Source organism: Candidatus Accumulibacter propinquus (genome assembly GCF_056856495.1).
Window position 1 is genome coordinate 165,228 of the sequence record NZ_JBSEHC010000004.1, and the last position, 20,691, is coordinate 185,918.

The following is a 20,691-nucleotide window of genomic DNA, read 5'->3' on the forward strand; positions in this document are numbered from 1 at the left end:
CACCTTGAGGCAACCCTGTCGCGCATCTTTCAGCAGTTGATCGCCCCGCAGACAGAACCGGCAGCGATGGCGACGATAACCTTGGTCACTGCGCCCCCCTTTGTCGAGAAGGCCAGGGCTGGCGCTCAGGATTTCAGCGAAGACATGTCGATCACAAAGCGATACTTCACGTCACTCTTCAGCATGCGCTGGTAGGCGGCATCGATGTCCTGAATCTTGATGACCTCGACATCCGAGATGATGCCGTGCTGTCCACAGAAGTCGAGCAGTTCCTGGGTCTCGGCAATGCCGCCGATGACTGAACCGGCCACCGACTTGCGGCCGAGGATCAGCGGGATGGTGCTCAGGAATGGCTCCAGGCCACCCACGTATCCGACGAGTACCAGCGTTCCGTTGAGTTTCAGTGTGGGCAGATAGGGATTGACATCATGTACGTAAGGCACCGTGTCGATAACCAGATCGAAGCGTCCTTTGACGGCTGCCATCTGTGCTTCATCGGTGGAGAGCACGATATGGTCGGCCCCCAGCCGGCGTGCGTCCTGCTCCTTGCCTGGCGAACGGGTGAATAACGTGACCTCGGCGCCAAGGGCTCTGGCCAGTTTCAGTCCCATGTGACCCAGACCGCCCAGGCCGGTAATCGCCACCTTGCTGCCCTTGCCGACCTGCCAATGCCGCAGCGGCGACCACATGGTGATTCCGGCGCACAGCAGCGGCGCAGCACCAGCCAGGTCCAAACCATCCGGAACCTTGACGACGAACTTCTCGGAGGCCACGATCTTCTCCGAGTAGCCGCCGTAGGTGGGTCGCTGGTCGTGGCGGTCGTGCGAGGCGTACGTCAGGGTATGGCCGGCTTCGCAGTATTGTTCCAGCCCTTGCTTGCAGGGGTCGCACTGCCGGCAGGAATCGACCATGCACCCGATGCCGACATGATCGCCCGGCTTGAAGCGGGTGACATCGGTGCCGGTGCTGATTACGCGCCCAATGATTTCATGGCCGGGAACCAGGGGATAGAAACTCCAGCCCCAATCATCGCGCACCATGTGCAGGTCGGAGTGGCATACCCCGCAGTTCACTATCTCGACCATAACGTCATCAGGACGTGGATCACGGCGCTCGAACCGGAAGGGAGCCAGGGTATCCTTTGCTGATTGTGCGGCATAGCCCAGTACGTTCATCGTCATCTCGTTTCTCCAGCTCTGATTGGCAAATAGTCGGGCGCTTCTTGCTTGGTTGCCTGTCGTTGTGGCTTGCCCCGCCCAGATGCCTTCAATGTAGTGTTTCTGGATGCATTTGAAAAGCAGGTAGAATTTGCATGAGCTTGAAGCACTTCCGGATAGATCATCGTCTGTCGGACTGGACTTGCAGCAGATGCAGCGGCCGGTTCACCTTCCTTGCCGGACTGGCTGGCTGGACATGTACCGTTTGGGATCGCCAGAGATGCTTATGGACGTATCGACACCCATGCAGAGGTTGGCGCTGGCAACCCGGCTGGTGTTTCTGATATTCATGAGTTGCCTATTCGCCGGCCTTCTGCTCACGCCAACAACAGGCAGAGCGGCCGATTCCGCGCGAATTGCCCTGAGCACCGCCGAGCGCGCCTGGCTGACGGCCCATCCGGACCTTACGTTTTGCTATACCGATGCCTTCCCGCCTGGCCTCTATCTGGACAAGAACCAGCAGCCCGTGGGCTATGTTCCCGACCTCTACAGGCTGCTCAGCGAACGTCTCGGCACCTCGATCAGGATACGGGTTGTCCCGTGGCACAAGGCGATCGCCGATGCCAAGGCGCAGCGTTGCACGGGCCTGGCGATGGTCAGAAAGCTCGCTGTCTGGCGGGAGGATTTTCTTCTCAGCGACAAGGTGGGGTCCAACTACCTGTTCCTCTACGCGCGCAGCGACCAGGCCGCACCGGCGCGGCAGTTGAGCGAGTTGCACGGCAAGAAGGTCGCCTACCTCAAGGGCGAAGCGATGTCGCAGGATTTGCTGCGCCAGCATCCCGGGATTTCAGGGTTGCCCCACGAACGGATCGAGGGCGCGATTGCGGCTCTGATGAGTGGCCAGGTGGAGGCCATCATCGGTTCAATGGGTGTTGAACTTGAGCGTCGGAAAAACAGCAATCTCGGCTACAAACTCACCGCCCAGATCATCGAAAGCAAGGCCGATACGGTGATTGCGGTACGCAAGGATTGGCCGGAACTGGTCGCTCTCCTGAACAAGGCACTCGGCGACCTGAGCGAAGCGCAGCAACTGGCCTTGTCCCGCCGCTGGTACGGCGACTTCACGATGGATGCGACGGCCAGGATCGGTCTGAGCGATGCCGAAAAGTCCTGGCTGGCGCAGGGGCAAACGGTCAGGGTACGCATCAGCGACTGGCCACCCTACATGTTCACAAAGCCGGTGCCTTCGGGCATCGCCATCGATTATCTCGATCTCATCGCCAGGCATTTGGGCTTCCGGGTCGAGTACGTTTCAGACACCAGCAGTTGGACGGAAGCTGTGGAGGACGTGCGGGGCAAACGCCAGCACTATGACCTGCTACTGACGATGAGTCGCACGCCACGACGGGAACAGGAATTTGCGTTGACCGGCGATTACCTTACCTCGCCGTGGGTCGTCTTCGCCCGCAAAGGCAGCCCTTTCATCAGCGGTCCCGAAGGGCTTGCCGGAAAGACCGTGGCGGTGGAGAAGGGCTACGCGATCGCCGAAAGACTCCAGTCGGATTTCCCGGCGATCCGAATGCTCGAGGTCAACCGTTCGGCGGACGCCCTGCAAGCCGTCGCCACCGGTCAGGCGGACGCCTACGTGGGCAATCTGACCGTTGGCAGCTACCTGGTCAGGGAGCAGCAGCTCGACAACCTGATGGTGGTCGCCCCGACGCCATTCGGAAACCATTCCAACGCCATGGCCGTGCGTGGCGACTGGCCTGAACTGGCGGCGCTGATCGACAAGGGATTCGCCGCCCTGAGCGCGGAAGAGCGAAACGTCATTGCCCAGAAATGGGGGAGCGTGGAGTTTGAGCCACGCGTCAATTACACGCTGATCCTGTGGGTCGTCGTGATCGGCGGTCTGATCCTTATGGTCGTGCTCTATTGGAACTGGACGCTGCGCATCGAGCGCACCAGGACGCAGCGTTTTCTGGAAGAATCGATCCATGCCAAGCGTGTTGCCGAAGCGGCAACCGATGCAGCCGAAGTTGCCAGGAATGTTGCCGTGGCCGCCAATCGTGCCAAGAGCACCTTCCTCGCCAACATGAGCCACGAGATCCGAACCCCAATGAATGGCATTCTGGGTATGGTGCACCTCCTGCGACGTGATGGCCTAACCCGGAAGCAACTGGAACGTCTCGACAAGATTGCCACGTCGACCCAGCATCTCCTGTCCGTGATCAACAACATTCTCGACATTTCAAAGATCGAGGCCGGCAAGCTGGACCTGGAGGAAGCGCCGTTAACCGTCGACAGCCTGCTAAGCAATGTCAGTTCGATTCTCGACGAAAGCGTCAGGGCCAGGAACATCCGCCTGACGGTCAGTAGCGATCCATTACCATCGCACTTGATGGGCGACGCGACGCGATTGCAGCAGGCATTGCTGAACTACGCGAGCAACGCCGTCAAGTTTACGGACACGGGTACCGTAACGCTGCACATCGGCAAGCAGGAGGAGACCGCGGAAGCGGTAGTGGTGCGCTTCGAGGTCAAGGATACCGGCATTGGCATTGCGCCCGAAGCATTGCCCCGACTCTTCAGCGCCTTCGAGCAGGCCGACAATTCGACGACCAGGAAGTATGGTGGTACCGGCCTTGGGCTGGCCATCACGCGGCGGCTGGCCGAATTGATGGGCGGTGAGGCGGGCGTCGAGAGTACGCCGGGGAGCGGCAGCACCTTTTGGTTTACGGCGAGGCTGCGCAAGGGGACTGGGGTAATTGCCGCCCGACCGGCACCGGGCGAAGACGCCGAGGCGCTCGTCCAGAAGCGCTTCGCTGGATGTCGTACCCTGGTCGTCGATGACGAGTTCTTGAACAGGGAAATCGCCAGGACATTGCTGGAGGATATCGGTCTCCTGGTTGATACCGCCGAGGATGGCGAGAAGGCGGTGGTCATGGCCAGGCAAACGGTCTATGCGGCGATTTTCATGGATGTGCAGATGCCGAATGCAAACGGGTTGACAGCGACTCGGCAGATACGTGAAATACCCGCACACCGGCAGACACCCATCATCGCCATGACCGCGAATGCCTTTGCCGAGGACAAGGCCCGCTGCCTGGACGCCGGAATGAATGACGTCCTGCTCAAGCCCTTTGAACCCACTCTGCTCTTTGAAATCCTGTTGAAATGGCTGACGTCATCCCTGATCCAGGACGCGTCTGGGCGTAAGAATTGCTGATCCACAGGAGGGTCAATGCGCTTCATCCACTGCGCTGACATCCATCTCGACAGTCCGCTGCGCGGTCTCGAACTTTATGACGGGGCTCCGGCGGAGGCGATGCGGGACGCCACGCGCAGGGCTTTCGCCAATATCGTCGATCTTGCCGTCGAGCACGCGGTGGCCTTCGTCATCATCGCCGGTGACGTCTTCGATGGCGACTGGCCTGACTTCAATACCGGATTGTTCTTCGCCGCACAACTGCGGCGACTGGCTGAAGCGGACATCCGGGTCTTCCTGATCTACGGCAACCATGACGCGCTCAGCAAGTTGACCAAATCGGTGCCCTTGCCGGAAACGGTCAGCGTATTTCCCGCCAGTCACCCGACCACCGTCGTCGATGAGCGACTCGGTATCGCCATCCACGGTCAGAGCTTCGCGACCGAGGCAGTGACGGCGGACCTCGCGGCGGGGTACCCGCCGCCACGCGGCGGATTATTGAATGTGGGCGTGCTGCATACCGCGCTCGCGGGGCGCGTCGGGCACCAGCCCTACGCGCCGACGACCATCGATCGACTGAACTGCAAGGGTTACGACTATTGGGCACTCGGTCATGTCCATACGCGGGAAATTGTTCAGCAGCTTCCGTGGATCGTCTTTCCAGGAAACACCCAGGGAAGGCACGCCCGCGAAACCGGTCCCAAGGGCTGCATGCTGGTCGACGCCGAACCGGCGTTCGGCATTCGCGCGGTCGAGTTCGTGGCCACCGACGTCGCGCGCTGGCAACACCTTAACATCGACATCGCGGCTTTCACGACCGAGGACGACCTGCACGCGGCCGTGCAATCCGCCGTGCGGGTCGCGCAAACGGTAGCGGAGGACCGGATCCTTGCCCTGCGCCTGACGCTTGGCGGTCGGGGCTCCTTGCATGGCCGGCTCGTAGCCGGTCGGGAGTCGCTGCGGGCACAACTTGCCGCCTCGGTCGGCGAAGCGTCGGCGGGCATGGCCTGGCTGGAGAAAGTGCGTCTCAAGGTCAGTGCGCCGCTCGATCTCGCCCGGCTCGCAAGGCGTGACGATCCCATTGGCTTGCTGATTCGATCACTCGACGCGCTGGCGGCCGATCCCGATGCGCTGCAGAGTCTGGCCGACGGCGTGTTGGCCGATCTAGGCCAGAAGCTGCCAGCCGAACTGCGCGGATGCCACGGCGACTGGGCGCTGGATTCCAGGGAGGCGCTGTCCGACGCTCTCGCCAGCGCCAGAGAACGCCTGCTGGCTGCAACTTCCGCAGAGGACGGCGCGTGAAGATCGACCAGCTCGACCTCAAGGCGTACGGCCACTTCACCGGTCAACGCCTCGATTTCCGCGGCAGTGCCAGGCTGCATATCATTTGCGGGCCAAACGAGGCCGGCAAGACCACGCTTTGGCGGGCGATCAACGGTGCTCTCTTCGGAGTTCCCGAGCAGACCCGAGACGGCCACCGGCATGGCAAACCAAAGCTGCGGGTGGGGGTGGTCCTCACGTCTTCCGCTGGTGAACAACTGGCCGTCATGCGCCGCAAGGGGCGCGTCAACACCCTGCTCAGCTACAATCCGACGAGTGGCGACGAGTTGTCGGAGGCCGTTCCGGAGGAGCGCCTGCGCGAATGGCTGGGTGGCCTCAGCCAGGGGCTCTTTCTGGCGATGTTCAGCCTCGATCACGAAGCCCTGGTGCGCGGTGGCGAAGCGCTGGCGCAAGGCAAGGGGGATGCCGGCGAAAGCCTCTTCGAGGCTGGCGCCGGCCTCGGTTCGATCCGTACACTGCGGGCAAGGCTCGACCGCGAGGCCGAAACCTTGTTCAAGCCGCGCGCGTCCACCTCGGTCATCTACCGCACGCTGTCGCAATACGAAGCGTCTCGCAAGCAGGCGAAGGACGCTGCCGTGCGTCCGGCCGAGTGGAGTTCCAGAAAGGCTGCACTGGCGACGGCGGAAAGCGAATACGCAGCGGCCAGGGCCGAGCAGGCGCGCCTGCTCAAGGATGCTCGCCGACTGGAGCGGCTGGCGGCGATTCTTCCGGATGTGGCCGCCCTCGAACTGGCGCAGCAGCGCCTGGCTGAACGGGCCGATGTGCCTATGCTTCCACCTTCTGCTCCTGCCGAGCGGGTGGCGGCGGTCACCAAGCAGAACGCCGGCGTTGAGGCCGAGCGGATGGCTTCGCAACGTTGGCGGCAGCACCAGGCTGAACTCGAGGCGATCGAGATCAACGACGCCGTGCTGGCCGATGCGGAATCCGTCGAGGCGCTCCAGCACGCGACCGGCACCTACCGTGAGGCGAGCATGCAGCTCGCCAAGGCAGCATTCGGCATCGAAAGGGCGCGCGGCGAGTTTGCTGCCATCGTCAGGCAGATCGCCGGTGAACAATGGCCAGAACAGCCGTTGCAATGGCTTCCGGATCCGACCGGTGTGGCGCGGATTCGGGCCTTGATCACTGCCGGCGCGATGCTCAAGGCGACTCACCGGGCATGCCTCAAGACTTTCGGCGAGAAGCAGTTCGAGCTGCAGCAGCTCGACGCGGAAATCCTCGGCCTTGGGAGCGAAGCCTGCTCGGGGGATCTGGGGGCCTTTCTCGACTCGATCGCCGATCATGGCGATCCCGAAGCTGGGGCGCAACAACTCGAAGACGAAGCGACGGCGGCAGAAGTGCAGCTCAACAGCGAAGCCGGAGTCCTGAAAATGGCTTCCGCCGAGGCGGTGGCGAGAACCACGATCCCGCTCGAAGCGGAAGTCCAGTTGCTCAAGTCGGAGGACGAAGAGCTGCGTCGTCGGACGCGCTCGATTCGGGAGGCGATGGAAAAGATCGAGAACGATCTTGCCGCCTTGCGCGGCGAAATCAAGGGCCTGGAGATCCGTGGCGAGGTGCCGACCAAGACCGCACTGGCGCTTGAGCGCGAGAAGCGGGACCTGCTTTGGCTGGGTATTCGCCGCCACTTCATGCCATTAGCGGGTGAATCGCTGGCAGCGGAGCCGCCGCCGTCGAGCGAACCCTACGAACACGCCGTGACTCGTGCCGACACTACCGCCGACGGCCTCTTTGCCGATGCCGAGCGCGTGACCCGCTACGCTGAATTTCGTGTCCGCGAAACCCAGATGCAGAGCGCACTCGATCTGGAAAAAGGCCGGGCGGCGTCGGTTGGCAAGGACCGGGAGGATCTCGAACGGCGCTGGGGCGAACTGATCGGTGTGCATGGCTGGCCTCCTCTGAAACTCAGCGAAGGGGCGCCATGGATCGCCAGGCGCGAGGCCTTTCTGCAACGCCGCAATGCCTGGCAGGCCACGCGGCAGGAGGCAGAGCAAAGGCGCCGGCGTGCGCGTGAGATCCGTAGCCGACTCAGCGAAATTTATGGCCTGATGAAGCGGCCGGTCCCGGCACCCGGCGAGCGGCTTTCGGAAACGCTGGCGCGCGCCCGTGCCATCGCCAGGCACCATGCCGACCATCTGACCCAGCGACAACTCAAGACGACCGCCAGGGCAAAGGCGGCTGCCGCGGTCCAGCATGCCGGGGCCGCAGAAATTGCCAGCCGCAGGCAACTGGACGAGTGGAAGAAGCAATGGGGCGAAGCCATGCTGGCGATTCGACTGACCAGCGAGGCCAGCGAGGAAGAAGCGGACGCTCGACTCGAACAGCTTTCTGCGCTGGCCCTGGCGCGTGCCGCGCTGGATCAGGCAGAGAACGAGCAGCGCAACGCCGGCATCCAGATTGACGACTATGAAACCCGACTCACCAGGACCTGGCTGCGCGTCCGTCATCAGCCGATTCCCGAAGACGGACGAACCCACGACGTCCTGGCCGGCGAGTTGTACCGCGAACTGGGGGCGGCTCGTTTGCAGCAGGACAGGAAAAACACGCTCACGCAACAGCTCGCCGATGCCCAGCAGGCCGTGGCCGCAGCTCGCCAGTCTGCGCAGGACGCCGCCGCGATCATCGACAGGCTCCTGCAGCAGGCAGACTGCCGGACGCTCGAAGATCTCGAACTGGTCGAGGGCGAGAGCGCCCTGCGCGCCGCCCTGGTGACTGAAGTGCGGGAAATCGAAGCCCGGCTGGTGAAGTCAGCGGGTTTGCCGCTGGCAGAAGCGCTCAGGCAGGCGGTTGGCCAGGAACCGGATGCGATTGCCGAGGCCCTCGACCACAACATGCGGGAACAGGAACGAAGTGCCGCAACGGTACAGCTCCGCCACGAAGTGTACCTGGCCGCCAGGCAGGCGTTCGAGAAGATGGACGGTTCCGCCGTGGCTGCCGATGCGCAACAGAAAGCCGCGCAGTACGCCGCCCGGATCAGTGAACTCGGGGCCGATTATGCCGCGACGCGGATCGCTTCGGCGGTGATTGCTCAGGTCATCGACGCCTACCAGAAACGGAACCAGGGGCCGCTCGTCGAGCAGGCGTCGCGGCGATTTGCGGTGATCACCGCCGGCCGTTATCGTGGCGTGGTCGTCGATTACGACGACGAGCGGCAGATCCTCAAAGCCGTTCGCGCCGATGGCGAGCGTCTGACGATGGAGCAACTGAGCACCGGTCGCCGCGATCAGCTCTTTCTCGCCTTGCGCCTGGCCGCCATCGAAGGGCACCTCGAAAACGGCGAGCCCTTGCCGGTGATCGTCGATGACATCCTGATCCAGTTCGACGACGAGGCCGCGGCGGCGACCTTCCAGGTGCTGGCCGATCTCTCCCGGCATACGCAGGTGCTGTTCCTGACGCACCACGAGCACTTGCTCGATGTGGCGCGGGCGGCCATCGGTGACGACGCGTATCGGGTACAGCGCCTGTCGCCGTGATCCGGCGGACAAATGCCGTGAGGCGTTTGGCCGGCGCGTTTGATGGATTCAGACTGAACGGCATCGATTCGAACGCAAGCGGCTGCGTCGCTTATAGTGCACGGGTTTGCCGGGCGGCGGCATGTGGGGGGTACAAGGAGGATTGCATGCGTACAGGACAGGTGCTGTTGTTTTCGCTGTGGGTAAGTTGCGCGGCCTGGGCGGCGCCACCGGAGGCGGCGCCGGAGGTGCCGCAAACGCTCGAAGCCGCCGGAGAGCAGCGGACGCGGGCGGCGTCGATGCGCGCCGAGGCGGAGCGCCGTCATCAGGCTGATCAGGACCGTTGCTACACGAAGTTGCTGGTCAACGATTGTCTGGTTGCGGCCAAGAAGCGTTATACGGCGTCCATCGTCGAGGCGCGCAGGCTCGATCAGCCGGCTCGCGACTTCGAGCGGCAGGCGAAGCGGCAGGAAGTCGAAGCCAAGGAGAGCAAACGCGCCGTCGATCAACAGCAACGCGAGGCCGATCAGCAGGAGAACGCCGAGCGCCACCGCACCGAGGAAGCTGCGAAGGCCAGCGCGCGCGAAAAGAAACTCGCCGACAAGGCGAGAAAGGCTGAAGAGGGGCAGAAGAAAGCGGCCGCCGACCAGGCCAGGCGGCAGGCGAAACTGCAGAAGCGTGCCCAGCAGGATGCCGAGCGCGAGGCCAGGAAGGCTGCCCGCGAGGGCGGCAAGCCGGCTCCCGCCAACTGACCGTGCGTTTCAGGCGATGCCCTGGCTGGCCAGGTACTCTTCGTAATTGCCCGGGTAGTTGACCACCTTGCCATCGAGGCGCACTTCGAGGACACGCGTGGCCAGCGACGAGACGAACTCGCGGTCGTGCGAAACGAAGACCAGCGTCCCCTTGAACTTTTCGAGCGCGGTGTTGAGTGACTCGATCGATTCCATGTCCAGGTGGTTGGTGGGCTCGTCCATGACCAGCACGTTCGGCTTCATCAGCATCAGCTTGCCGAAGATCATGCGGCCCTGCTCGCCGCCAGAGATCACCTTGACCGCCTTGCGCACCTCGTTGCCGGAGAACAGAAGGCGTCCGAGGGTGCCGCGGATCAGTGTCGCGAGGTCCTCGCCATCGCTAGCGCTGCTGCGCGCGTAGCCGGCGATCCAGTCGGTGAGGTTGGTATCGCTGCTGAAATCCTTGGCGTGATCCTGTGCATAATATCCGGGGCGTGCCTTCTCCGCCCATTTGATGCTGCCGCGCTGGGGTTGCAGTTCGCCCATCAGCAGCTTCAACAGGGTCGTCTTGCCGACACCGTTTTCGCCGATGATCGCCAGGCGATCGCCACCATTGAGTGACAGGGTGAACCTGCTGAAGATCTTGCGGGAGCTGCCCGGATAAGCGAAGTCGAGGTTTTCGATCTCGACCGCCTGGCGATGCAGTTTCTCCTTTTCGTCGAACTCGAAACGGATCCAGGGATACTGGCGTGACGACGGCTTGACGTCCTCCGGCTTCAGCTTTTCGATCAGCTTCTGGCGGGAAGTGGCCTGCTTGGCCTTCGACGCGTTGGCCGAAAAACGGCGAACGAAGTTCTGCAGCTCGGCGATCCGTTCCTTGGCTTTGGCGTTGGCGTTCTGCTGCCGCTCGCGGGCCATCGTCGAGGCTTCCATGAAATCGTCGTAGTTGCCCGGATAGATGGCGATCTTGCCGTAATCCAGGTCGGCCATGTGCGTGCACACCTGGTTGAGGAAGTGGCGATCGTGCGAAATGATGACCATCGTGCTGTTGCGCTCGTTGATCGCGTTTTCCAGCCAGCGGATGGTGGCGATGTCGAGGTTGTTGGTCGGTTCGTCGAGCAGCAGGATCTCGGGGTCGGCAAAGAGCGCCTGGATGAGGAGTACGCGCAGCTTCCAGCCCGGCGCGACGTCACTCATCGGGCCAAAGTGCTGCTCGGCGGGAATGCCCACGCCGAGCAGCAGTTCCCCGGCGCGTGCCTCGGCGGTATAGCCGCCGTATTCGGCATAGCGGGCTTCCAGATCGGCAGCGTGCAGGTAATCTTCCTCGGTCGCTTCCGGGTTGGCGTAGATCGCGTCCTTCTCCAGCATGCAGGCCCACATCTCCTCATGGCCCATCATCACCACGTCGATCACCCGCTGCTGTTCGAAAGCGAACTGGTCCTGGCGGAGGTAGGCCATGCGTTCGTGCACGTCCTTGGCGACGTTGCCGGCCGTGGGTTCGAGTTCGCCGGCGAGGATCTTCATGAAGGTCGACTTGCCGGCGCCGTTGGCGCCGATCAGTCCGTAGCGATAGCCTTCGCCAAATTTGACCGAAACGTTTTCAAAGAGGGGTTTGACCCCGAACTGCATGGTGATGTTGTTGGCGACGAGCACGAAGAAACCTCGGTAAAATCATCAGGTTGCAAAAGGGCGCTATTGTACATCAGGGACCGGCGATGTGCCTGCCGGCGGCCCTCGTTCTACTCCCGGGGGGCGTGCGCAGGCGGGGCGCTGGTCTGCGAGACGAAGGCAAAGGCTCCGGGCTCGGCAAACCATTGCAGATTGATGCCGTCGACGATGACGGTTACCGGTATCTCATGGGTCGTTCCGGCATACGACACACTCGCCAGTGCAGCGAACTGCCTGTCGCCACCGCCGGTCACGCGCACGCGCACCACCTCGATGCCGCTGCCCTGGAACTCCGGGTTGCTGCGGAAATACTGTTGCATCGAAGCCCTGGCCAGGTCCCCGACCTTCTCCGGGCCAGGGAAGCATGCGGCGAGTGCGCAGGCGACAATCAGCATCGCGGCTCTGAGCAAGATGGTATTGCCGTGCATGGCGTGTTCTCCCTTCTGGTGGTGGCGGCGGGATTGCGGTTCTCGGATCGGCACGCCGCCGATGCCGATCAGTCAGCATCGCCAATGGCAATGCGGCGGTGCACCTCGGCGGGCTGCAGATAGGCGCGACGGCTTGCCAGTCTATCCGCCGCCAATGCCGCGCGACCGGGATGCCCGTCCTCAGCGATTGTCGAACGCCAGCCTGATGCCGAAAGCAAGCAGGGCAGCGCCCGCCGCGCGCGTGGCCAGCCGGCGTACCCAGGGCAGGCGTGACAGCTTGCTTGCCACGGCGTTGCCGACCAGTACCAGCGCGGCCTGATAGAGGAAACTGAGGAGGGTCACGTGCGCCATCATTACCCCGAGCGTCAGCGATGAAGCGTCCGCGCGGAGAAAGAGCGGAAAGAAGGCGACGAAGAAGAGTACGACCTTGGGGTTGGTGAGGCTGACCGCGAAGGCCTGACGAAAATAGACCCAGCCACTTTTTCGGGCTTCCGGCGCACCACTGACATCGGCGATGGGCTTGCGCAGCAATTGCAGACCCATCCAGCCCAGATAGGCCGCGCCAAACCATTGCAGCCCCTGAAACAGGGCAGGCACTGAATGCATCACCGCAGCCAGGCCGAGCACCGCTGCCACCATATAGACCATGTCACCCAGCAGGGTCCCCATGACAGCGCCCAGTCCCGCGGCGACGCCGTTGCGCGCCGTGGCGTTGAGAATCGCCAGCGTGCCCGGGCCGGGGATCAGTTGGAAAACGAAAATCGCGCCGACAAAGCTCGCGTAGTTCTGGATGTCAAACATCGGTCGATCCTTGGTCGCTGCGGCTCCCGGCGTCGGACGCGGTATCCAGCAAGGCATCGAGTTCCTCCCACAGGGGGTCACAAAGCCCTTCACGATAGGCGGCCCGCCTGAAGGCGGCGTGCTCGCTGCGGTACACCCCCCAAAGTCCGCAGCGCTGGTCGACGACGCAGCTTCGGACGTTGGCCAGGCGATCGGCGGCCTTGACCACCAGTGCCAGTTCCCCGGGGCCGGCAACCGTTGCCAGCCGGGCATAGGTGCCGGCCTTGCGCTCGGCCCGGTTGGCCCCCGGTGCGTCGGTCAGCAGACTGACGCATTCACCTACCAGGTGCCCAAAGCGCTTGCGCACCTCGTCTTCGGTGACCGCGGTGTCCTCGACAACATCATGCAGGTAGCCGACGATCTGTGCCTCGACGCCGTAGGGCGTCAACAGTCCGACGACCGCATCGAGATGAAAGACATACGGCTTGGCACCATACATCTGGCTGCCGTGTGCAGTCACAGCGAAGGAGCGGGCATCATCGAGCATGTCTATGGCGTTTCACTGGGGTGTCGTGCGCGCTGCTGGTCGGCGGCGTGCGACGGCAAGGGCACCGCTGTCGTCGGGGCATGGGCCAGGGCTGTCTGCGGCGGCGACGAAGCCGGCAGCACGGTGGCCAGCAGTGCCCGCAGTCCTTCCCACTGCTGCCGCCAGAAGCCACTCTGCGCGGCGGATTCGGCCAGCGGTCCGTGGCTCAGGCCGGAAGGCGGCATCGCCTGCCCGCGATACTGGGTGCCGAAGAGTTGATCCCAGATCGGAAACAGGATCGCGAAATTGCAGCCGAAGCGGTACTGTCGGCCTTCGGGAAGCTCGATCGCATGGTGCCAGCGATGGTAGCGCGGGCTGACCAGCAGCAGCTCGCCAAGGCGTCCGAACGACAGCCGGGCATTGACGTGCGACAGGTTTTCGACGGTTTTCACGGCGATCAGCAGGACGATGAAATGGCCCGGCGGGACGCCGATCAGGAGCGCAATGACGGCGAACCAGAAGCCGCCGATGAGGTCGTCGAGCAGATGGTTGCGGCTGTCGGTCCACAGGGTCATCTGGCGTTGGCTGTGGTGGATCGCGTGCAGCGCCCACCACCAGCGGAGCGTGTGAGAGAAGCGGTGGCGCCAGTATTCGGCGAAGTCCAGGAGGATCAGATAGATCAGGAAGCTGAGCAGGGGGCGTGCTTCCAGCGCCGGAAACAGGTCTTCCAGTTGCCGGGGGATGATGTCGTGAAAACGCAGCCAGCCATCCACCGACACGAAGAGCGGGGCCAGCAGGGCGAACACGAGGAGCGGGATGATGCCCAGCCGGTCGAGCAACGAATACAGCACGTCGACGCGCACTGCCTTGCGGTCGGGCCAGACTTCGATCGGGCGCAGCGCCTCCAGCGGCCGCAACAGCAGGTAGGCGGCAGTGATCTGCAGCACCCCGCAGAGGAAGAATTCAACGCCGTCGAAGGCCATTTCCAGATAGCTTCCCAGCCCAAGGGTCAGCAGCACGGGCTCCAGCAGGTGCGCCAGCAGCCAGTCCTGCAGAGCGACGAAGGCTTCCAGTAAGGCGTTGCTCATGGCTGTGGCCGACGGGTGGAAAAACAGAAGCCCTTGCTCTTGAGGCCGCTGATCAAGGGGTCGAGCATCGGCGCAAAGGGATCCTTGCGCGACCAGATCCCGAGGTGGGCCATGACGATGTCGCCATCCTTCAGGCGGTCGAGCGCGCGCTGCACGAGTAATGCGTTCGGGTAGCTGTCGGAAGGCAACTCGTCACCGAGGAAGCCGGCCGGTGCCCAGCCGACATGCTGGTAGCCACAGGCACGCGCCGCTGCGAGCGTGTTCGGGGTGGTGCGCCCACCCGGCGCGCGCCAGAGGGGGGCGAGTCGATGCCCGGTGAGTTCCTGGAAGCGGCTGTCCGGACGCTTCAATTCCTCGCACACGGCAGCTGCGTCCAGGGTTTCGCTGCGGCCATCCGGCAGCCGGTAGCGGACCCGCTCGCCGCTGTCGCTGCGAAAGCTCCCGTGCCGCCAGGTGTGGCTGCCGAAGGCGTGCCCTTCGGCGACGCGCGCGCGCCAGTACGGCGCCCAACCGGCGTCGAGCGCATGGTCACCACGGGTCGACTCTTCCTGCGCCAGGAAGAAGGTCGCCTTGACGCCGTGCCTGGCGAGCGTATCGGCAATCAGTTCGGCGTGCCGCATGTTGCCGGTGTCAAAGGTCAGGTACAGGGTGCCCGCCTGGCAAGCCGCCGTGGCGTGTGCCGCGGGCGTGGTCAGCAACAGCATGCCGCTGCCCAGCAACATCAGGATTCGGGCCAGGAGGCTAGAGCGCATGGTTTTTCCGGCCACCCCTGCTGACGTGGCTCATGCCGCGTGTTCATCCGTTGGCCAGGGCCGGCCATGCCTTGAGGCGTTCATCGCAGACCCGCGTGGTTGAGAAAGAACACGCCATGCGGCGAACTGCCGACCGGGATCGACATCTTGAGCTTCTTGCTGACCAGATCAATGACCTGTACCTTGCGGGCGAAGCGTGCCGTCGCCCAGAGTTCCTTGCCGTCGGCGCGAACCATCATGTCGTCCGGTCCACCGGGGACATCGTATTTTTCCACGACGGTCATGGTCTGCGTATCGAGCAGCGAAATACTGCCATCGACCGAGCGATTCGAAACGAAGAAATGGCGCCCGTCGCCCTTCGGCTGAAGGTTGTGGGCGGCGGTGGCGGTCGGCACCTTTCTGACGCTCTTCTGGGCACGCCAGTCAATGACCTCGACGACGCCTTCGCCCATGCAGGCGACCAGCAGATAGCGATTGTCCGGCGACATCACGATTCCCGCCGGGGTGGCGGCGACCGGCATGACCCAGACGATCTTTTGCGTCCCGAGGCTGATCGCCATGACTTCGTTCGAGTCCTGCAGGGTCACGAAGACAAACTGGCTGCCGTCGTCGAAGGCCATGTGCGAGGGGGTTTTCGGTGCCGGCAGGCGGGCAACCAGGCGGAAGTCCGTCGGGTCATAGAGATCGACCCGGTCCAGGCGCAGCGATGTGGCGACGAACCATTTCCGGTTCGGCGAGTAGCCCAGCTGATAAGGATCGGAAATGTTACGGATACGTTTCTGTTCCTGACCGGTGGTCGGGTCGAAGAACACCAGCTGGTTGGAGGCGGCACAGGCAATGACCACGGATTTCTCGTCGGGGGTCGGCATCAGGTGGTGCGGTTCCTTGCACACCGTCGCCTTGCCGGTGACCTGGTAGGTCTCGGTATCGATCAGGCTGATCGTGCCGTCTGCCGAGTTCAGGGCAATCGCCAGCAGCGCGTGTGCCGCGGTGGTCGAGCACAGCAGCAGGATCATCAGCAGCCATCCGGCAGGCCGGCGGACGATGTGGGCGAAGAAGAGGGCGATCATCGCGGGCAAGCTCAGGCCTTTTTCTGGATCAGTTCAATCTTGTATCCGTCGGGATCCTCGACGAAGGCGATCACCGTCGTGCCGTGCTGCATCGGCCCGGCTTCGCGCACCACCTTGCCGCCACGCGCCTTGATCTGCGCGCAAGCCGCGTAGGCGTCGGCGACTTCGATCGCCACATGCCCGAAGGCGTTGCCCAGCTCGTAGGCCGGCGTGTCCCAGTTGTGTGTCAGTTCAAGGACCGCGCCTTCGGCTTCCGGGCCGAAGCCGACAAAGGCCAGGGTGAAGCGGCCGGCCGGGTAATCCTGGCGACGCAGGGCGCGCATGCCGAGTACCTCGGTGTAGAAGGCCAGCGAGCGATCAAGATCGCCAACACGCAACATGGTATGCAGAATCCGCATCCGTTTTCCTTACCAGTGAGGGCAATGGGTCGCGCCAAGCTGCAGGGCTTTGCGCGCGTTCGGGTAATCGGGGTACACCTGCGCGACGATCGACCAGAAGCGCGCACTGTGGTTCATTTCGCGCAGGTGCGCCAGTTCGTGCACCGCGACGTAGTCGATCACCGGCAGCGGGAAGTGGATCAGCCGCCAGTTCAGGCGAATGCCGCTGCGCAGGCTGCAGCTTCCCCAGCGGGTGCGCGCGGATGATAACGACAGGCGCGGCAGGGCGACGCCGAGCCGGGAAGCGTAATGGCCCAGGCGCTCGACGAACAGCGTGCTGGCCCGCTCGCGCAACGCTCTCTCGAGCAGCAGCGGTGCTTCCGCGGGTGAGCGCAGACACAGGGTGAGTGCGCGTTCGGGGGTTTGCGGGTTCCAGACGCAGCGCCTGGCGCCGATGGCCAGGCGAACGGTGATCGGGCTGCCGAGCAGCGGTATCTGCACGCCATCGACGATACGTAGCGGTTCCGGATGGGGGCGAACCTGCCATTCGTCGAGTTTGCTTCGGATCCACTCGCGGTGCTGCAGGATCGATGCCTCGACTTCGCGTAGCGAGGCGCCGTTGGGGGCGCCGACCCGCAGGCCGCGGTGGTCGATCGAGAGCCCGATGCTGCGGCGCCTGGCCCGGCGCAGCAGGTAGTTGACGGTGTGCTCGCCAAGGGCGATGGTCCGTGGCGTTTCGCCGCACGCCGGCTGCACGCACGCGCGCGGCAATTCAGGCGGCGACAGCATCGGCAACAGCCGGGTAGCGGTGCGGCGAGATGCGCTGCATCTCGGCCTCGATCCAGGCGGCGGCCAGGGCATTGATCTTCACCGCAGTCTTGCCCGCGGGATCGATCGGCGGGCCGATGCTGACGGTGATCAGCCCTGCCGAGATGTCCAGGAGGCCCTTTCCCCAGACTTCCCCGGCGTTGTGCGCCACCGGCACCACTCTGGCACCACTGCGGACGGCGAGGTGCGCGCCGCCCGGCTTGTAGCGACACGTTTGTCCGGGCGCGACACGGGTGCCTTCCGGGAAAATCACCACCCAATAGCCTGCGGACAGCCGCTCGCGCCCCTGATCGAAGACCTGCTTGAGGGCATCCTTGGCCGCCGCGCGGTCGATCGAAATCATCTTCATCGCCGCCAGCCCCCAGCCGAAGAACGGTACCCGCAGCAATTCCTTCTTCAGCACAAACACGAGGGGCGGGAAGATCTCCTGCAGCCCGACCGTTTCCCAGGCCGACTGGTGTTTGGCCAGCACCACCGACGGCTCGTCGGGGATGTTCTCGCGGCCGAGGACGCGGTAGCGGATACCCAGCACGAACTGGCAGAGGGCCATGAAGCCACAGCGCCAGACGGCGATGATCCGGTAGCGCGTGGGCATCGGAAACAACACGGCCAGGGAAACGGCCACGCCGAACGGTATGGTCAGCAGGCTGACCAGCAGGAGAAAAAGCGCTGCACGCAGAGCGGCCATCACAGGCTCAGGATATGGTCGGCCGCGGCGGCGAGGTCGGGGAAGATCAGGGTGCCCTCCGGAAGACCGCCTTCGTCCTTGGTTTGCGTCCCCTTGCCGGTCAGCACCAGCAGCGGCGTGGCGCCGACCGCAGCGGCGGCCTGCAGATCGCGCAGGGAATCGCCGACGGCCGGTGTGCCTGGCAGGTCGATGTTGAAGCACTTGGCGATGCGCTCGAACATGCCGCTTTTCGGTTTCCGACAAAGACAGTCGGATTCGACCGTGTGCGGACAATAGAAGATCGCGTCGATGCGTCCACCGACTCCGAGGACCGTCCGATGCATTTTTTCGTGGATGCCATTCAGCGTATCCATGTCGAACAGGCCGCGACCAAGCCCCGACTGGTTGGTCGCGACCACCACGTGGTAGCCCGCCTGGTTGAGCCTGGCGATGGCCTCGAGGCTTCCCGGGATGGGTCGCCATTCGGCAGGCGACCGGATGAACTGCTTCGAGTCGTAGTTGATGACGCCGTCGCGGTCGAGAATGACGAGCTTCATACGGCCAGCCTGGAGATGTCGGCGACCGCGTTGAACTGGTCGAACAGCGCTTTCAGGAGCCCCAGCCGGTTGCCCCGGAGCAACGGCTCCTGGACATTGACCATCACCTCGTCGAAAAAGCGGTCAACCTCGGCACGTACCGAGGCCAGCACCTTGAGTGCGTCGGCGTAATCCTCGTTGGCGACGTGCGACCTGACCACTGGCGCGATCAGCAGCACACGCTGGAACAGGGCTTTCTCGGCGTCTTCCTCGAGCAGGGCGACGTCCGGCTCGGGAAGCACCGACTCGGCCTTCCTGAGGATGTTGCCGATCCGCTTGTTCGCCGCCGCCAGCGCCAGCGATTCGGGGAGCGCCAGGAACTCGCGCACCGCCGCCAACCTGGCCGGAACCAGGTCGATACGCGTCGGCCGTTGCGTGAGCACGGCCTCGATGACGTCGACCGCATGGCCGCTGTCCTTGAGCATGCCGCGCAGGCGCTCGAGCATGAACCCCAGCAGCGGTTCATCGAGCCCTTCGAGCTGGATGCCCTGCTGCCGCAGCGCCGCCTTGGCGTCGCCGATCAGATCGCCGAGGTCGAGCGGCAGCGGCGTCTCCATCAGGATGCGCAGGACGCCGAGCGCCGAACGGCGCAGGCCGAAGGGATCCTTGTCGCCGGTCGGCAGTTGCCCGATGCCGAAGAAGCCGACCAGGGCGTCGAGTTTGTCGGCCAGCGCCGCCGCACACGCGATGTTGCCTGCCGGCAGGGTGTCGCCTGCAAAGCGCGGTCGATAGTGTTGTTCGATGGCGTCGGCGACCACCGGCAAGCCCCCTTCGTGCAGCAGGTAGTAGCGGCCCATGATGCCCTGCAGTTCGGGGAACTCGCCGACCATGTCGGTCAGCAGGTCGATCTTGGCAAACAGGGCCGCGCGCTCGGCGAGGTTGGCGTCGGCTCCGAGCTTCTCGGCGATGCTGCGCGCGATCCGGCCCATTCGCTGCGCGCGGTCGCCCAGCGATCCGAGCTTGTGGTGGTAGACCACTGCACCGAGGCGAACGACGCGCGTGGCAAAGCCGTTCTTGCGGTCCTGGTTGTAGAAGAAGCGCGCGTCCGAGAGGCGTGGACGCACGACGCGCTCGTTGCCGGCAATGATATGGCGCGGGTCGTCGACCTGCATGTTGGAAACGATCAGGAACTTGTTGAGCAGTTTTCCGGCGCTGTCGAGCAGCGGAAAATACTTCTGGTTCTGCTGCATCGTCAGGATCAGGCATTCCTGCGGCACTTCCAGATATTCGGGCTCGAACTCGCCGACATAGACCGCCGGCCATTCGACCAGCGCCGTCACCTCGTCGAGCAGGCCATCAGCCGGATTGATGCGGGCCGAGAGTTTTTCGGCGGCAGCCGCGAGTTGTGCGGCAATCGACGCGCGTCGCTCGGGGAAGGCGGCGATCACCTTGCCCGCCAGCAGCCGCGGTGCATAGTCGGCAGGGCTGTCGATGGTGATCTCGCCCGTCGCAAGGAAACGGTGGCCGAGTGTCGTCCGGCCACTCCGCAGGCCCAGCACCTCGCCGGGGACGACGCGCGTACCATGCAGCAGGATCAGGCCATGCACCGGGCGAACGAACTGATGTTCCGAATCTCCCCAGCGCATGACTTTCGCGATCGGCAGCTTGCGCAGGGCGTGCGCAACGATCTCGGCCAGGTGCTTGTCGAGTTCCTCGCCCGGCTGCTCGCGGCGCGCGACAAAGTACTCGCTCTTGCCGTCGGTGATCTTCTGCAGTTGCGCAAAGCTGACGCCCGCCGCGCGCATGAAGCCTTCGAGGGCCCTGGTCGGTTGGCCGGCGGCGTCGAGGGCGCTGGCCACCGACGGGCCCTTCTTTTCCAGCATGCGGTCGGGCTGGCGCCCGGCAACCCCGGTGATGGTCAGCGCCAGACGGCGCGGTGTGGCGTAGGGTGTGCAGACGCTGTCCGCGGCAGCAAACTGCTGCGTCGTCAGGGCGGAGAAAACCGCCTCGGCAAAAGCTTCGGACAGCACCTTGAGTGATTTTGGCGGCAGTTCCTCGGTGCGCAACTCGATCAGGAGCGTATCGTTCATC

Annotated in this window: 17 protein-coding genes; 4 read left to right on the forward strand and 13 right to left on the reverse strand. The window is 63.9% G+C overall.

The features are described from left to right. Positions 1 to 125: 125 nt before the first annotated feature. Complete coding sequence (locus tag AC15MQ_RS16785) at positions 126 to 1,181, reverse strand: NAD(P)-dependent alcohol dehydrogenase (RefSeq protein WP_287654398.1); 1,056 nt, start codon at positions 1,179 to 1,181, stop codon at positions 126 to 128. Positions 1,182 to 1,437: 256 nt separating this feature from the next. Here AC15MQ_RS16785 and AC15MQ_RS16790 point away from each other — a divergent pair, with 256 nt between their 5' ends. From AC15MQ_RS16790 to AC15MQ_RS16805, 4 genes are all read left to right on the forward strand, one after another. Then, positions 1,438 to 4,383, forward strand: coding sequence for a transporter substrate-binding domain-containing protein (locus tag AC15MQ_RS16790; protein WP_483080737.1), 2,946 nt, complete (start codon positions 1,438 to 1,440; stop codon positions 4,381 to 4,383). 15 nt (positions 4,384 to 4,398) lie between these two features. After that, complete coding sequence (locus AC15MQ_RS16795; protein WP_483080738.1) at positions 4,399 to 5,664, forward strand: metallophosphoesterase family protein; 1,266 nt, start codon at positions 4,399 to 4,401, stop codon at positions 5,662 to 5,664. After that, on the forward strand, positions 5,661 to 9,170 hold the full coding sequence (locus tag AC15MQ_RS16800; protein ID WP_483080739.1) for an AAA family ATPase: 3,510 nt from the start codon (positions 5,661 to 5,663) through the stop codon (positions 9,168 to 9,170). Before AC15MQ_RS16795 ends, AC15MQ_RS16800 begins: the two co-directional genes overlap by 4 nt. Positions 9,171 to 9,316: 146 nt before the next feature. Continuing rightward, positions 9,317 to 9,901, forward strand: a complete 585-nt coding sequence (locus tag AC15MQ_RS16805; RefSeq protein WP_483080740.1) for a hypothetical protein — start codon at positions 9,317 to 9,319, stop codon at positions 9,899 to 9,901. A 9-nt stretch (positions 9,902 to 9,910) separates the two neighbouring features. Here the strand turns inward: AC15MQ_RS16805 and AC15MQ_RS16810 are convergent, their stop codons facing one another. From AC15MQ_RS16810 to glyS, 12 genes are all read right to left on the reverse strand, one after another. Continuing rightward, entirely contained in the window at positions 9,911 to 11,533 is a 1,623-nt protein-coding gene (locus AC15MQ_RS16810; protein ID WP_332335588.1) for an ABC-F family ATPase, read from the reverse strand. 86 nt (positions 11,534 to 11,619) lie between these two features. After that, positions 11,620 to 11,976, reverse strand: a complete 357-nt coding sequence (locus AC15MQ_RS16815) for a hypothetical protein (RefSeq protein WP_483080741.1) — start codon at positions 11,974 to 11,976, stop codon at positions 11,620 to 11,622. Positions 11,977 to 12,156: 180 nt separating this feature from the next. Continuing rightward, positions 12,157 to 12,777 carry a LysE family translocator gene (locus AC15MQ_RS16820; RefSeq protein ID WP_483080742.1) on the reverse strand — a complete coding sequence of 207 codons (621 nt, stop codon included), beginning with the start codon at positions 12,775 to 12,777 and terminating at the stop codon, positions 12,157 to 12,159. After that, positions 12,770 to 13,303, reverse strand: a complete 534-nt coding sequence (locus AC15MQ_RS16825) for an HD domain-containing protein (RefSeq protein ID WP_350496543.1) — start codon at positions 13,301 to 13,303, stop codon at positions 12,770 to 12,772. The genes AC15MQ_RS16820 and AC15MQ_RS16825 overlap by 8 nt, the downstream gene beginning before the upstream one ends. A gap of 2 nt (positions 13,304 to 13,305) precedes the next feature. After that, on the reverse strand, positions 13,306 to 14,370 hold the full coding sequence (locus AC15MQ_RS16830) for a sterol desaturase family protein (protein ID WP_483080743.1): 1,065 nt from the start codon (positions 14,368 to 14,370) through the stop codon (positions 13,306 to 13,308). Next, positions 14,367 to 15,122 carry a polysaccharide deacetylase family protein gene (locus AC15MQ_RS16835; RefSeq protein WP_483080744.1) on the reverse strand — a complete coding sequence of 252 codons (756 nt, stop codon included), beginning with the start codon at positions 15,120 to 15,122 and terminating at the stop codon, positions 14,367 to 14,369. Before AC15MQ_RS16835 ends, AC15MQ_RS16830 begins: the two co-directional genes overlap by 4 nt. An 80-nt stretch (positions 15,123 to 15,202) precedes the next feature. Next, a complete protein-coding gene (locus AC15MQ_RS16840; protein WP_483080832.1) occupies positions 15,203 to 16,192 on the reverse strand; it encodes a YncE family protein in 990 nt (329 codons plus the stop codon). A gap of 11 nt (positions 16,193 to 16,203) precedes the next feature. Beyond that, complete coding sequence (gene gloA / locus AC15MQ_RS16845; protein ID WP_483080745.1) at positions 16,204 to 16,590, reverse strand: lactoylglutathione lyase; 387 nt, start codon at positions 16,588 to 16,590, stop codon at positions 16,204 to 16,206. 9 nt (positions 16,591 to 16,599) lie between these two features. Further along, the gene (locus AC15MQ_RS16850; protein ID WP_483080746.1) at positions 16,600 to 17,358 is read right to left on the reverse strand and encodes a M48 family metallopeptidase; all 759 of its coding nucleotides are present in this window, start codon (positions 17,356 to 17,358) and stop codon (positions 16,600 to 16,602) included. After that, positions 17,342 to 18,085, reverse strand: a complete 744-nt coding sequence (locus AC15MQ_RS16855) for a lysophospholipid acyltransferase family protein (protein WP_483080747.1) — start codon at positions 18,083 to 18,085, stop codon at positions 17,342 to 17,344. Before AC15MQ_RS16855 ends, AC15MQ_RS16850 begins: the two co-directional genes overlap by 17 nt. Continuing rightward, positions 18,085 to 18,621: a D-glycero-beta-D-manno-heptose 1,7-bisphosphate 7-phosphatase gene (gene gmhB, locus AC15MQ_RS16860; RefSeq protein ID WP_287654413.1), complete on the reverse strand. Its 537-nt coding sequence runs from the start codon at positions 18,619 to 18,621 to the stop codon at positions 18,085 to 18,087. Before gmhB ends, AC15MQ_RS16855 begins: the two co-directional genes overlap by 1 nt. Next, a complete protein-coding gene (gene glyS / locus AC15MQ_RS16865; RefSeq protein WP_483080748.1) occupies positions 18,618 to 20,690 on the reverse strand; it encodes a glycine--tRNA ligase subunit beta in 2,073 nt (690 codons plus the stop codon). The genes gmhB and glyS overlap by 4 nt, the downstream gene beginning before the upstream one ends. Position 20,691 lies beyond the last annotated feature (1 nt).